Here is a 13973-nt window from a genome sequence, read left to right as displayed (position 1 = left end):
GGGATTTTCGAAACCTGTTGTCACAAAGAAGCCTGCCCATCACTCGTTCAGGTGGAAACCAAAAGTGTTGCTGGCGACAGGAAAGCAACCTTGGTGATCTTCGGACGTCAACCCTTATGAAGGGCGAGTTCCCGTTCGCGCGGCTTTCAGTTCGAGCGGCTTTCAGTTCGAGCAGTGCAGTTCGAGCAGTGCAGTTCGAGCAGTGCAGTTCGAGCAGTGCAGTTCGAGCAGTGCAGTTCGAGCAGTGCAGTTCGAGCAGTGCAGTTCGAGCAGTGCAGTTCGAGCAGTTCCAGCTGACGCAGGGCGGTGACGGCGTCGAACGCCAGAGCCGTCACCAACGTGCCACCGGCGGCCAGCGGAGTCCGCGACCACCAATCGCCGCTCGCCGCGGGCCGGTCCTCGCCGTCGACGACGAGATCCGTGGCCAGCACCCGGCGTCCGGCCAGCTGCGCCAGACTCGAGTCCAAAGTGGAGTCACCGATGGTGAGGGTCTGCCGCAGCAGGGGCAGCCTGTCCCGGGTGAGGTGCTGAGTGGTCGACAACAGCCCGGGACTTTCCCCCGTTCGGCCGAGCACCAGGACTTCACGCGTGTGCAGTGACGCATCGGCCGTCAAGGTCGCGCGCAGGACGGCGGTGTGCCGGGCGCGCCCGGTGACGACGGTCGGCTCGGGCAGGTATTCCAGGGAGCCGCCCTCGGCGACGTCGATGTCGACCGTCGAAAAGCTGCCCTCGCCGTGCAGGCCGGGCAACGCCAGCGTCGCGGCGACGCCGGAAAGACGCAGCGACGCACCCGGCCCGACGCGCACGGTCAGCTCGAGTTCGTCGCCGCCCAGCGGCGCGGTCGCCGAGTTGACCAGGTGCACCACGGCGACCCGGCCGGTGCGCCGCTGGGGGAACAGCGTGAGCGGCGCCATCGAGCGCAGCTCACGCAGGATCGTGCGGCCGCCGCCACCGAGCTCGGCGACGACCAGCGCGTGCGCCTTCACCCCGCGCGGACCGGCATCAGCGACCGGACCCAGGCGGCCACGGCCGGTGCGTCCGGAGTATCCACAAGGGACTGGGTGATGACCGGCAGCTCGCCGCGCATCCGATGGGCGTCCGAGGTCATCACGTTCATGTCCGCGCCGACCAGGTGCGCGAGGTCGACCTTGTTGATCACCAGCAGGTCCGCGGTGGTCACCCCGGGACCGCCCTTGCGCGGCACCTTGTCGCCACCGGCGACGTCGACCACGAACACCTGGCTGTCGGCGAGCCCGCGGCTGAACACGGCGGTCAGGTTGTCGCCGCCGCTCTCGATGATCACCAGTTCCAGCCCGGGGAACTTCTCCTCGAGCCGCTCGACGGCGTCGAGGTTCGCGGTGATGTCGTCGCGGATAGCGGTGTGCGGGCACGCGCCGGTCTGCACGGCCTCGATGCGCTCGACGTCCAGGACTCCGGCCTTGCGCAGGAAGTCGGCGTCCTCGGTGGTGTAGATGTCGTTGGTGACGACGGCGAGGTCGATCTCGTCACCGAGCGCGCGGCACAGCGCGGCGGTCAGCGCGGTCTTGCCGCTGCCGACCGGGCCGCCGATGCCGATCCGGTACGCGCGCCCGGCCGTCGGCGCGGGGTCGTAATGGTCGGGATCGGGGACCGTCGGGTCGAAGTTAACCTCGTGGACATGCCCGTGGCCGTGCTCAGGAGGCAAAGAGACGCACCTCTTCCTTGTGCTGCCGGGCGTGTGCCTCGGCGAAAAGATCCAGCGCCGGAGAACCCGGCGCCGGGAGATCGGCCGGATCGTGCCCGGCGACGTCCGCCGCCGCCGAAGCGACCTCCCGCAACTCGGCGGCGAGTCGCGCGACGACGGCGTTGACGGCGAACGGATCGAGGCCCAGCAGCCGCACGGCTGCACTGGCGGGACCGCTCACCGCGAGGTAGGCGACCGAGACGGCCGCGTCGTGCGGCGATCCCCCGGCGATGCCGACGAGCGCGCCGAGCAGCACCGGATGGTGCGGCCGCGGGGTAACTTCGAGCAGCGTTTCCAGCACCGGCGAAGGCCAGGCCGCACGACCCGCCCGCGCGGTGCCACGGCCCTGCGCACGCGAGGCTTCCCGTTGGGCGGGCGAGGGCGTCCGCGCGTCGAGCTCCGCGTCCAGCAGCTTCCAATGTCCACTAAGGACACCTCGGGCAGCGGCGTGCGCCGAGGCGGCCGCGAACACGGCGGCCAGGGAGCCCGCGGTGCGCAACCGTCCGGAAAGGAATCCGGGCAGGTCACGCTCGTGCTTGATGAGCTTGCGCGCGATGACCTCTTCGAGGCCGCCGGAGTGCACGTGGCCGCCCCCGGGGAAACGGGAGTCGGCGAGGATGAGCGCGGAAAGGTCCATCAGAACAGCCTCTGCCTTAAAATAAGAAGTACCGTTGTGCCATCGGCAGTTCCGACACCGGCCGCGGCTCGATCAGGTCGCCGTCGACGTGCACCGCGAAGCTGTCCGGGTCCACCCGGACGTCCGGCAACGCGTCGTTGAGCACCATGTCCGCCTTCGTGCGCGAGCGCACGTTCGACACCGCCACCAGTTGACGCTGGATCCCGAACTTCTCCGCGATGCCGTTGTCCATCGCTTCCGGCGCGACGAAGTGCAGGCTGCTGGCCGCGGCGACCGACGGCGCCGCACCGAACATCGGCCGCGCGAGCACCGGCTGCGGGGTCGGGATGGACGCGTTCGCGTCACCCATCGCGGCCCACGCGGCGAACCCGCCCTTGAGCACGACATGCGGCCGGACGCCGAAGAACTTGGGCTCCCACAGCACGAGGTCGGCGAGCTTGCCGACCTCGACCGAGCCGATCTCGCGTTCCATCCCGTGCGCGATGGCCGGGTTGATCGTGTATTTGGCGACATAGCGACGCGCGCGCAGGTTGTCGGCCGCGCCGTCGCCGGGCAGCGCGCCGCGACGGCGTTTCATCACGTGCGCGGTCTGCCACGTCCGGATGATGACCTCGCCGATCCGGCCCATCGCCTGCGAGTCCGAGCTCATCATCGAGATCGCGCCGAGATCGTGCAGCACGTCCTCGGCGGCGATCGTCGTCGGCCGGATGCGGCTCTCGGCGAACGCGAGGTCCTCCGGCACCGACGGGTTGAGGTGGTGGCACACCATCAGCATGTCGAGATGCTCGTCGAGGGTGTTGGCGGTGTGCGGGCGGGTCGGGTTGGTCGAGGACGGCAGGATGTTCGGCAGCCCGACGACTTCGATGATGTCCGGCGCGTGCCCGCCACCGGCGCCCTCGGTGTGGTACGCGTTGATCGAACGGCCCCGGATGGCGTCCACAGTGGACTCCAGGAACCCAGCCTCGTTGAGCGTGTCGGTGTGGATGGCGACCTGGACGCCGGATTCGTCGGCGACGGTCAGGCAGGCGTCGATCGCGGCGGGTGTCGTGCCCCAGTCCTCGTGCAGTTTGAACCCACCCGCCCCGGCGGTGAGCTGCTCCCGCAGCGCTTCGAGGCGGACGGTGTTTCCCTTGCCCAGCAACAGGACGTTGACCGGGTAGCCGTCCATTGCGGACAGCATCCGGCCGAGGTTCCAAGCGCCGGGGGTGACCGTGGTGGCCTTGCTGCCCTCGTTCGGCCCGGTGCCGCCGCCGACCAGCGTCGTCATCCCGGCGGCCAGCGCGGTGTCGACCAGCTGCGGGCAGATGAAGTGGACGTGGCAGTCGATGCCGCCCGCGGTGAGGATCTTGCCGTTGCCGGACAGCACCTCGGTGGACGGGCCGATCACCAGCGCGGGGTCGACGCCGTCCATGGTGTCCGGGTTGCCCGCCTTGCCGATCCCGACGATCCGGCCGTCGCGCACGCCGACGTCGGCCTTGATGACGCCCCAGTGGTCGAGGATCACCGCGCCGGTGATGACCAGGTCGGGCGCGCCCTCGGCGCGGGTCGCCATGCCCTGGCCCATGGACTCGCGGATCACCTTGCCGCCGCCGAACAGGACTTCGTCGCCGCTGCCGCCGGGGCCCATGCTGCGGTCCTCGGTGACCTCAATGAGCAGGTCGGTGTCGGCGAGGCGGACGCGGTCGCCGGTCGTCGGGCCGAACAGTTCCGCGTACCGCGCGCGGTCGATCTGGGGCATCAGAACTCTCCAGCGTGTTCGGGTCGCAGGCCGGGTACGCGCCGGTTTCCGGTGAGCGGGACGAGGTCGACCTCGCGCTCGATGCCCGGCTCGAACCGCACGGACGTGCCCGCCGGGATGTCGAGCCGGTGGCCGCGCGCGGCGTCGCGGTCGAAGTCTAGGCCGGGGTTGACCGCGGCGAAGTGGTAGTGGGAGCCGACCTGCACGGGCCGGTCGCCGAGGTTGCGCACGAGCAGCCGGACGCGGGCCCGGCCGGGGTTCAGCTCGACGGGGTCGGGTCCGGGGATGATCTCGCCGGGGTGCACGGCGGCTCCTAAACGATCGGGTCGTGCACGGTGACCAGCTTGGTGCCGTCCGGGAAAGTGGCTTCCACCTGGACGGAGTCGACCATCTCGGGGATGCCGTCGAGCACCTGCGCACGACTCAGCACGCTCCGGCCGCTCGACACCAGCTCGCTGACCGTGCGGCCGTCCCGCGCGCCTTCGAGCACGAAGTCGGTGATCAGCGCGACGGACTCCGGGTAGTTCAAGAGGACGCCGCGCTCCAGCCGCTTGCGGGCCACGTCGGCCGCCACGTGGATGAGCAGTTTGTCCCGCTCCTGAGGGCTGAGGTGCATGAGCAAGGTCTATCACCGCGAAGGCGCTCACGCCGCTTCTGGAAACCTAGGTTTTACCTCCGGGAGACCACCCGGTCGTGGTGGCCCCAGGGTTAATCCGCTGTAACGCTTCGCGGTCAAATGCCGGTTGGCCTGAATCGTTCTCGGAATCGTGACCGAAAGCACCACATCTTTCGATTGCCCGAGCGGGGCGAAAGGAGCAAGGTCTATCCATCCGTGCGATGAGGCGCGCTCTACCTGGCGTGTTTCCGCGCGTGCACACAAGCCGGGGAACGCGCATCGAAAGGTCTCGCGATAGTGACTACCTCCACGATCAGCCAGACGCAGCCGTCCGAACAACCGGACGACGGCTTCCGACCGGGGCTGGAGGGCGTGATCGCCTTCCGCACCGAGATAGCCGAACCAGACCGTGACGGCGGCGCACTCCGCTACCGCGGTGTGGACATCGAGGACCTTGCCGGAAAGGTGACTTTCGGTGACGTATGGGGCCTGCTGGTCGATGGCCGCTTCGGTCAGGGCCTGCCCCCGGCCGAGCCGTTCCCGCTCCCGGTGCACACCGGTGACGTGCGGGTCGACGTCCAGGCCGCGCTCGCCATGCTCGCCCCGATCTGGGGTTACCGTCCGCTGCTCGACATCACCGACGAGGAGGCTCGCGACCAGCTCGCCCGCGCCTCGGTGATGGCGCTTTCCTACGTGGCGCAGTCCGCCCGCGGCATCGGGCAGCCCGCCGTCCCGCAGGCGCGGGTCGACGAAGCGGCCTCGATCACCGAGCGTTTCATGGTCCGCTGGCGTGGCGAGCCGGACCCGGCTCACGTCAAGGCCATCGACGCCTACTGGGTGTCGGCCGCCGAGCACGGTCTCAACGCCTCCACCTTCACCGCCCGCGTCATCGCCTCCACCGGGGCGGACGTGGCGGCGGCGATGTCCGGCGCGATCGGCGCGATGTCCGGCCCGCTGCACGGCGGCGCCCCGGCTCGCGTGCTCCCGATGATCGAGGCCGTCGAGCGCAACGGCGACGCGCGCGGGCTGGTCAAGGGCATCCTCGACCGCAAGGAGCGGATGATGGGCTTCGGGCACCGCGTGTACCGCGCGGAGGACCCGCGGGCCAGGGTGCTGCGCCGGACCTGCCGCGAGCTCAACGCCCAGCGTTACGAGGTCGCCGCCGAGCTGGAGCAGGCCGCGCTGGCCGAACTGCGTGAGCGCCGCCCGGACCACCCCATCGAGACCAACGTCGAGTTCTGGGCCGCCGTCATCCTCGACTTCGCCGAGGTCCCGCCGCACATGATGCCCGCGATGTTCAGCTCGGCGCGCACCGCGGGCTGGGCCGCGCACATCCTGGAGCAGAAGCGGACCGGACGCCTGGTGCGTCCGTCGGCCAAGTACGTCGGCCCCGGCCCGCGCAAGCCCGAAGAGGTCGAAGGCTGGGTCTGAGCCGAGCGCAGCTGAAGGTCGCCTTCAGTGCGTTGAACGCACCAAAGGCGACCTTCAGCAGGTCTAACGCACCAAGGGCGACCTTCAGCGGCACGTTGACTTAGGGCCGGACGCCGGTAGTCGGCGTGTGCAACGACCACGAGTCGTCGACGAGTTGCGGGGGGTCAGCGGGTGGTCACGTCGTCCAGGGTGAAGGTCGGGTCGTGCGCGGCGGTGGCCGAGAGCATCGCGCCGAGCTGGTCGACGAGCCAGCCGTCGAGCTGCTCGCGGGGCACCGTGCGCTCCTGGAGCCAGCTGAGCAGCGTGCCTTCGACCACGGCCGTCCAGCAGCGCAGCGTCAGCCGCAGCATCGGGGACGGTTCGGCGATGCCGACGGCCTCCAGGATCAGCGCGACGGACCGGTCGCGGACCCGGTCGACCATCGCGTCGGTCTCCGAGGTCGCGATCACCGAACCGCCGCGCAGCAGCGCGATGTACCCGGCCTGGTACTCGTCGGCCACCGCGACCAGCCCACGCACGGCGGCCCGCAGGCGCTCGGCCGGTGACCCCTCTTCCAGCGTCGCGAGCCGGTCGATCAGCCCGTCGGTGACCGTTCGCAACGCCTCGACCTGCAGCTCCCGCAGGCTCGAGAAGTACCGGTAGAACAGCGGCCGCGACACGTCCGCGTTGGCCACGATGTCGTCGACGGTGACCAGCTCGGGCGCCCGGCTGCCGAAGAGGTCGAGTGCGGCGCGGATCAGGTCCTCGCGGCGCGCCTGCGGCGACATCCGGCGAGGACGCCTGGGCGGGGTCAAAGCTGGGGTCAAGGCGTCGGGTCCAGCTTGGCCACCGCGCGCAGCAGGCCCGGCGTCAGGCGCGAAAGCACCAGCGCGACCTTGGCCTCCGGCGTCGACGGCGCGATCGCCTTGTCCTTCTCCACAGCGCGCAGAATGTCCTTCGCCACCTTCTCCGGCCCGAACCCGCGCTTGGCGTACAGGCCGCTGCTCGATTTCTGACGGCGTTTCTGCTCGATCTCGTCGACGCCGACGAACTTGGTGGTGCTGGTGATGTTCGTGTTCACGATGCCGGGGCAGATCGCCGTCACGCCGATCCGGTCGGCGGCGAGCTCGGCGCGCAGGCACACGCTCAGCGTCAGCACCGCGGCCTTGGTCGTGGCGTAGGCGGACAGGATCTTCGAGGGCAGGTACGCGGCCGCCGAAGCGAGGTTGACGATCTGGCCGCCCTCGGAACGTTCGGCCATCATCGGGGCGAACGCGCGGCAGCCGTGGATCACGCCCCACAGGTTGATGTCGATGACGCGTTCCCAGTCCTCGACGGAAGTGTCGAGGAACGGCCCGGACATGCCGATCCCGGCGTTGTTGATCACGATGTCCGGCACGCCGTGTTCGGCCTTGACCTGCTCGGCGAAGGCGTTCACCGCCGCCGCGTCCGAGGAGTCCACTGTGTACTCCCCGACACCGGCGCCCTTGTCCCGCAAGAGCTTCGCGGTGTCCGCGGCGGCGCTGGGGTTGATGTCGGTGATGACGAGGTCGGCCCCTTCGCCTGCGAACGCGAGCGCGGTCGCCCGGCCGATGCCGCTGCCCGCGCCGGTGATCACCACCAGTTTGTGCGCGAACCGGCCGCGACGCGCACCGTCCACACGGGACCGTTTGAGCGCGCGGCTCTCCTCACCGCCCTCGACGTGGTCGATCAGCTCGGCGGCGGCGTTCGCGATCACCGCGGGCTTCGCACGGGTGATCCAGTGCGAGCCGGTGAGCCGCCGGACCCGCAGATCGGGCGCCCAGCGTTCGACCTCGGTCTGCAGCGGCGTGGTGACGAACGAGTCGCCGGTCGGCGCGAGCACCTGGATCGGGACGTCGGCGGGGCGCGGCGCCGGGCGGCTGAGCCGCGTCATCATGTTGGCGCGGTAGAGCGCGAGGCCCTTGACGCCGTCCAGAGTAGACGGTGGGGTTTCGGCGGGGTCGACCTTCGCCATGATCGCGCGCATCGCCCCGGTGCGCCACATCAGCTGCGGCAGCAGCGGGAGCTGGAAGAACAGGATGTAGCCGGAGTGCAGGAACTGGGTGAGCGCGTTCTTCAGCCGACGCGGGCTCGGCCGCAGGTTCGCCCGGAACCAGGCGCCCGCGTGGTCGAGGCTCGGCCCGGAGATCGAGGTGAACGAGGCGACGCGGCCGCGCAGGTCGTCCCCGGTCACCGCATGCCAGGTCTGGATGGAGCCCCAGTCGTGGGCGAGCAGGTGCACCTTGCCCTCTGGCCGGACCTCCCCGATCACCGCGGCCAGGTCTCGGGACAACTGGTCCAGCTTGTAGGACGTGCGTCCTGATGGCTTGTCCGACTGACCCGCTCCGCGCACGTCGTAGACGACGACCCGGTAGCGGTCCTCGAGCTCGGCGGCGACGCCGTCCCACATCGAGCCGTTGTCCGGATAGCCGTGCACGAGCACCACGGTGGGCGCGTCCTGCCGGCCGGTCACCCGGACCGAGAGGCGGACACCGTCGCTGGCCGTCACCCAAGTATGAGGCATTCTGTCATGTTAGACACTTTGTCAATAAGAGCAAGTGTTCACCCGTGTGTTCCCACCCGCGTCACCGTGTTGGCCGCTTGCGGCCCCGCCCAGCACGGTCAGAACACCCGTTTTGCCTTCTATGACAGCGTTTTTGCTTGTTCCACGGGAAACGGCGCACCGCCCGTGTCCATCGATCGGTGGACAGCCGGTTCCACTTGCCGGGCGTCCCGCGGGCCGCTCGCGAGCAGCACGATCAGGACATGACCTCAGCAGTGACAGCGCGCGGACTGCGCAAGGAGTACCCCGGCCACACGGCCGTGGCCGGGATCGACCTCGACATCGCCCAGGGCGAGGTCTTCGCGTTGCTGGGGCCCAACGGCGCCGGGAAGACCACCACCGTCGAAATCCTCGAAGGTCACCGCGACCGGACCGCCGGTGAGGCCAGCGTGCTCGGGGAGGACCCCGGCCGCGCCGGGCGGCAATGGCGTTCACGCCTCGGCATCGTGCTGCAGACCGCCAACGACGCCGCCGAGCTGACCGTCGCCGAGACCCTCCGGCACTTCGCCCGGTACTACGCCGACCCGCGCGACCCGGCCGAGGTGATCGACAAGGTCGGCCTCGCCGAGAAAGCGAACGCCAGGGTCAAGACGCTCTCGGGCGGGCAGCGGCGGCGCGTGGACGTCGCGCTGGGCATCATCGGCCGCCCCGAGCTGGTGTTCCTCGACGAGCCGACCACCGGCTTCGACCCCGAGGCCAGGCGCCAGTTCTGGACGCTCCTCTCCGACCTCGCCGAAGAGGGCACCACCATCCTGCTCACCACCCACTACCTCGACGAGGCCGAGGCGCTCGCCGACCGGGTCGCGGTGATCGCGCGGGGCCGCATCGTCGCCGAGGGCTCGCCGCAGACCCTGGGCGGCCGTGCCCACGCCGAGGCCACCGTGACCTGGGCCGACGAGCGCGGGCCGCACAGCGAACGCACCAACTTCCCCACGAAGCTCATCCACGAACTCTCCGCCGGGGGCCGGGAACTCGCGGAACTGACCGTCACCCGGCCGAGCCTCGAAGACGTCTACCTCGACCTGATCGGAGAGCAGCTGTGACTGCCACCCTCACCCTGCCCAGCACGCTTTCGGTTGGCCTCATGCGGGGAGGGGCGGAGCTGCGGCTGTTCTTCCGCAACCGGCAGCAGGTGGTCTTCACCTTCGCGCTGCCCGCGTTGCTGATGATCCTGCTCGGCTCGATGCTCAACAACCCGATCCCGGGCATCGCGGTCACCTCGGGGCAGGTGCTGGCCGCCGGGATGATCGGCTCCGGCATCGTCTCGACGTCGTTCAACAGCATGGGGATCGGCCTGGCGGGCGACCGCGAGGACGGCACGCTGAAACGCCTGCGGGGCACGCCGATGCCCGCGGCGTCGTACTTCATCGGGAAGATCGTCATGGTCGCGGTGTCGAGCCTGGCGCAGGTCGTGCTGATGGTCGCCGTCGGCGCCCTGCTGTTCGGCCTCACCCTGCCGACGGACCCGATGAAGTGGCTGACCGCGCTGTGGGTGTTCGCGCTCGGCATCATCTCCTGCACGTTCCTCGGCATCGCACTGAGCTCGGCGACGAAGTCGGTCAGCGCCGCGGTCGCGGTGATGAACCTGATCTACATCTCGCTGCAGTTCATCTCCGGCGTGTTCGTCACGCCCATCACCGCGCTGCCGAAGGTTATGGTCGACATCGCCTCGTTCTTCCCGGTGAAATGGATCTGCCAGGGCTTCCGCTCGGTGTTCCTGCCGGACGGGGCGAGCGCGATGGAGATGGCGGGGACATGGGAACTTCCGAGGGTGGCACTGGTGCTCGGCGCCTGGTGCGTCGCCGGGCTCGTGCTCGCGAAGCTGTCCTTCAGGTGGACGAACACGGGCAAGTGAACGCCTGGGAGCGCTGGTTCTGGCTCTGGGAGGTCTTGTTCGCGATCGCCTTCCTCTCGACCGCCGGGCTGATCCTCGCCGACGACGGGAGCGGACCGGCGAAGTGGATCAGCCTGGCCGCGGTGGTCGGGCTCCCGATCGCCTACCTGGCGCTGGGCCGTCGTTTCGCCACCAGAGCCGAAAACCCGAGGCAGTCGTTCGTCTTCGTCATCCTGGCGCTGTTCCTGATCGCCACGCTGGCCGACGGCACGGCCAGCTTCATCCTGTTCGCCGTCTGCCCGCTGATGTTCATGACGCTGGAGCTGAAACCGGCGTCGGTCCTCGTCACCTGCGCGATCCTGGTGAGTCCGCTCTCCTCGCTGATCCACGACGGTGCCGACAGCGGCGTGTTCCTCGTGCTGCTGCCGATGACCGTGCTGCTGATCGTCTTCAGCCTGCTCATGGGCCGCTGGTCTTCGCAGATCATCGAGCAGAGCAAGGAACGCGCGGAACTGATCGAGCAGCTGGAAGCGAGTCAGGCGGAGGTTTCCAGGCTGTCAAGGGAAGCGGGCACGGCCGCTGAGCGGGAGCGGCTCGCCAGGGAGATCCACGACACCCTCGCCCAGGGGTTCACCAGCATCGTCGCGCTCACCCAGGCCATCGAGTCCGAAATGGACACCGCGCCCGACGCGGCCCGGCGGCATCTGGACCTCGCCCGGCGCACCGCCCGCGAGAACCTGGCCGAGGCGCGGGCGATGGTCGCCGCGATGTCGCCGTCCGCGCTGGCCGCCGGTTCGCTGGTCGACGCCTTGCGCCGCCAGGCCGAGCGGCTGGGCGAGGAGACCGCGATCGTGGTGAGCTGCGAGATCGAGGGCCCGCTGCCCGCGCTGGGGACACCGACCGAGGTCGTCCTGCTGCGCGGGGCGCAGGAAGCGCTGACCAACGTCCGCAAGCACGCGGCCGCGTCGGCGGTGAACGTCCGTCTGTCCGTTGTGGACACTGGGGTCCGGCTCAGCGTGAGCGACGACGGCGCGGGGTTCGACCCGGAGTCGCCTTCGAGCGGGTACGGGTTGTCCGGGATGCGGGCGCGGGCGAAACAGGTGGGTGGCAGGGTGAAGGTCCTCAGCGATCCCGCGGTGGGCACCACGATCGAACTGGAGGTACCCGCGTGATCACCATCCTGCTGGTGGACGACCATCCGGTGGTGCGCGAGGGACTGCGCGGCATGCTGGAGGCGGAGGCGGACCTCACGGTGATCGGCGAGGCCGGATCCGGCGACGAGGCCGTCGCGCTGAGCCGGGCCAGGAAGCCGGACGTGATCCTGATGGACCTGCGGATGCCCGGCCTGGACGGCGTCGGCGCGACCAGGAAGATCCTCGGCGAGACGCCGGAGCAGCGCGTGGTCGTCCTGACGACATACGAAACGGACGCCGACATCCTGCGCGCCGTCGAAGCGGGCGCGTCGGGGTACCTGCTGAAGGACGCTTCGCGCGCGGAGCTGGCCGGGGCGATCAGGGCGGCGTCACGCGGGGAGACCGTGCTGGCACCGTCGGTGGCCGGGCGGCTGGTGGATCGGGTGCGCAATCCGGCGCCACAGCCGTTGTCCGCGCGGGAGATCGAGGTGCTGCGGCTGGTGGGCACGGGCAGCACCAACGCCGACATCGGGCGGGCGCTGCACATCAGCGAGGCGACGGTCAAAACGCACCTGTTGCGGGTGTTCACCAAACTCGGCGTGTCCGACCGGACCGCCGCGGTCACCACAGCGATGTCCCTCAACCTCTTCACGTGAGATGAACAGACCGTTCATGGCACGTCTGGAGGGGCCAGGCAGAATGACCGGCATGCTTCCTTCGACCGAGCTGACCCTGCTCCGCCGGCTGGCGCACGAGCAGACCAAGTGCCGGGTGCCGTCCATCGTCGCCGCCGTTGTCCGTGACGGCGAAATCGCCTGGTCCGGCGGCCGGGGGCGGGTGGCGGGCGAGACACCCGGCGCCGACACCCAGTATCGGCTCGGGTCGATCACCAAGTCGATCGTCGCGGCCGGGGTGCTGCGGCTGCGCGACGAGGGCCTGCTCGACCTGAACGACCCGCTCGAAAAGCACGTCCAGGGCACGTCGTTCGGTTCGTCGACGATCGGGCAGCTGCTCTCGCACACGGCGGGGCTCACCGCCGAATCCCCCGGCCTCTGGTGGGAGCGCACCCCCGGCGCGGACTGGGCCGCCCTCGACGGCAGCCTCGCCACCGGCGCGCTCAAGAACCGCCCCGGCAGCCGTTTCCACTACTCCAACGTCGGTTTCGGCGTGCTCGGCGAGGTACTGGCCCGTCACCGGGGCACGAGCTGGCTCGACGTCGTCCGCACCGAGGTGCTCGGCCCGCTCGGGATGTCCCGCACCAGCCCGGCCCCCGAGGGCGAGCACGCGGACGGCTTCGCGGTGCACCCATTCGCGGACCTGCTCCTGCCCGAGCCCTCACCCGACGCCGGTGCGATGGCCCCGGCCGGTCAGCTGTGGTCGACGATCACCGACCTCGCCCGCTGGACGACGTTCGTCGGCGGTGACGGCGGGGACGTGCTCAGCTCCGAGACGATCGCCGAGATGCGCGACATGATCACCGTGGACGACGCGGACACCTGGACCGTCGGCTACGGCCTCGGCCTGCAACTGGTGCGCCACCAGGGACGCAGGCTCGCCGGGCACACCGGCTCGATGCCGGGCTTCCTGGCCTGTTCCCTGATCGACCCGGCCACCGGAACCGGCGCGCTGACACTGGCGAACTCGACCTCAGGCGTCGGAATCCTGCAACTCTGCATAGACCTCATCACTCTCACCGAAGAACACGAGCCGTCACTACCCACCGAGTGGCAACCGTCCACAGTGGACACCACCCACCTGGACCTGACCGGAATCTGGCACTGGGGCCCAACCCCCTACCACCTGCGCCTGCTACCAGACGGCCTGTTCTCCCTGGCCCCCGCCGAAGGCCCCGGCCGAGCATCCCGCTTCAAGCCCACAGGCGAAGACACCTGGACAGGCCTGGACGCCTACTACCACGGCGAAACCCTGACGGTAGGCCGAACACCAGACGGCAAGCCCAACCACCTGGACCTGGCAACATTCATCTTCACCCGAACCCCCTACGACCCCCAAGCCCCCATCCCCGGCGGCGTACACCCCACCGGCTGGCACTAAAAACCACCACCCAACCCAGCGTCCACCCCAACAACAACACCACCAACAACAACAACAAAACCCAACCCAACCCCAGCAGCCCGCCCCACCACAACACCAACAACAAAACCCAACCCCAGCAGCCCGCCCCAACCACAGCGTCTCCCCGAGCCCTGCGAGGGGAGACTTCACCGCCGCGCGCCCTCTTTCGCGGCCGCCAGGCCGCCCCAACTCGCGACGGTAGGTCGCCCCCCTACAAGCAAA

At 69.7% G+C, this 13973-nt stretch carries 13 protein-coding genes and 1 pseudogene; 6 read left to right on the top strand and 8 right to left on the bottom strand.

The window, feature by feature from the left end:
• Positions 1 to 290 precede the first annotated feature (290 nt).
• The 6 genes and pseudogenes from QMK34_RS30410 to QMK34_RS30385 all read right to left on the bottom strand — a co-directional run.
• Positions 291 to 986, bottom strand: a pseudogene (locus QMK34_RS30410) (urease accessory protein UreD); the annotation flags it as partial.
• The gene (gene ureG / locus QMK34_RS30405; RefSeq protein ID WP_326417953.1) at positions 983 to 1684 is read right to left on the bottom strand and encodes an urease accessory protein UreG; all 702 of its coding nucleotides are present in this window, start codon (positions 1682 to 1684) and stop codon (positions 983 to 985) included. The pseudogene QMK34_RS30410 and the gene ureG, both read right to left, overlap by 4 nt.
• Positions 1674 to 2360: an urease accessory protein UreF gene (locus tag QMK34_RS30400; protein ID WP_326417952.1), complete on the bottom strand. Its 687-nt coding sequence runs from the start codon at positions 2358 to 2360 to the stop codon at positions 1674 to 1676. The genes ureG and QMK34_RS30400 overlap by 11 nt, the downstream gene beginning before the upstream one ends.
• 16 nt (positions 2361 to 2376) lie before the next feature.
• Entirely contained in the window at positions 2377 to 4098 is a 1722-nt protein-coding gene (locus QMK34_RS30395) for an urease subunit alpha (RefSeq protein ID WP_326417951.1), read from the bottom strand.
• Positions 4098 to 4403 (bottom strand): urease subunit beta, encoded by a 306-nt coding sequence (locus QMK34_RS30390; RefSeq protein WP_326417950.1) that lies wholly within the window; start codon positions 4401 to 4403, stop codon positions 4098 to 4100. Before QMK34_RS30390 ends, QMK34_RS30395 begins: the two co-directional genes overlap by 1 nt.
• An 8-nt stretch (positions 4404 to 4411) precedes the next feature.
• Positions 4412 to 4714 carry an urease subunit gamma gene (locus QMK34_RS30385; protein WP_326417949.1) on the bottom strand — a complete coding sequence of 101 codons (303 nt, stop codon included), beginning with the start codon at positions 4712 to 4714 and terminating at the stop codon, positions 4412 to 4414.
• 297 nt (positions 4715 to 5011) lie between these two features.
• Here QMK34_RS30385 and QMK34_RS30380 point away from each other — a divergent pair, with 297 nt between their 5' ends.
• A complete protein-coding gene (locus tag QMK34_RS30380) occupies positions 5012 to 6145 on the top strand; it encodes a citrate synthase 2 (protein WP_326417948.1) in 1134 nt (377 codons plus the stop codon).
• 164 nt (positions 6146 to 6309) lie between these two features.
• Here the strand turns inward: QMK34_RS30380 and QMK34_RS30375 are convergent, their stop codons facing one another.
• Complete coding sequence (locus QMK34_RS30375) at positions 6310 to 6912, bottom strand: TetR/AcrR family transcriptional regulator (protein ID WP_326417947.1); 603 nt, start codon at positions 6910 to 6912, stop codon at positions 6310 to 6312.
• A gap of 35 nt (positions 6913 to 6947) precedes the next feature.
• A complete protein-coding gene (locus tag QMK34_RS30370) occupies positions 6948 to 8654 on the bottom strand; it encodes an SDR family oxidoreductase (RefSeq protein ID WP_326417987.1) in 1707 nt (568 codons plus the stop codon).
• A 257-nt stretch (positions 8655 to 8911) separates the two neighbouring features.
• Between QMK34_RS30370 and QMK34_RS30365 the strand changes: the two genes are divergently transcribed.
• The 5 genes from QMK34_RS30365 to QMK34_RS30345 are packed head-to-tail and all read left to right on the top strand — an operon-like array spanning position 8912 to position 13730.
• Entirely contained in the window at positions 8912 to 9751 is an 840-nt protein-coding gene (locus QMK34_RS30365; protein WP_326417946.1) for an ABC transporter ATP-binding protein, read from the top strand.
• Between the two features lie 41 nt (positions 9752 to 9792).
• Complete coding sequence (locus tag QMK34_RS30360) at positions 9793 to 10563, top strand: ABC transporter permease (protein WP_326417986.1); 771 nt, start codon at positions 9793 to 9795, stop codon at positions 10561 to 10563.
• Positions 10560 to 11714, top strand: coding sequence for a sensor histidine kinase (locus QMK34_RS30355; RefSeq protein ID WP_326417985.1), 1155 nt, complete (start codon positions 10560 to 10562; stop codon positions 11712 to 11714). The genes QMK34_RS30360 and QMK34_RS30355 overlap by 4 nt, the downstream gene beginning before the upstream one ends.
• Complete coding sequence (locus QMK34_RS30350) at positions 11711 to 12331, top strand: response regulator transcription factor (protein WP_326417945.1); 621 nt, start codon at positions 11711 to 11713, stop codon at positions 12329 to 12331. Before QMK34_RS30355 ends, QMK34_RS30350 begins: the two co-directional genes overlap by 4 nt.
• A gap of 52 nt (positions 12332 to 12383) precedes the next feature.
• Positions 12384 to 13730 carry a serine hydrolase domain-containing protein gene (locus QMK34_RS30345; RefSeq protein WP_326417944.1) on the top strand — a complete coding sequence of 449 codons (1347 nt, stop codon included), beginning with the start codon at positions 12384 to 12386 and terminating at the stop codon, positions 13728 to 13730.
• Positions 13731 to 13973: the final 243 nt, after the last annotated feature.

The sequence above is a fragment of the Amycolatopsis sp. H20-H5 genome (genome assembly GCF_035828755.1).
In the GTDB taxonomy this organism is placed as follows: Bacteria; Actinomycetota; Actinomycetes; order Mycobacteriales; family Pseudonocardiaceae; genus Amycolatopsis.
This window is presented reverse-complemented; position numbering and strand designations above follow the sequence as displayed.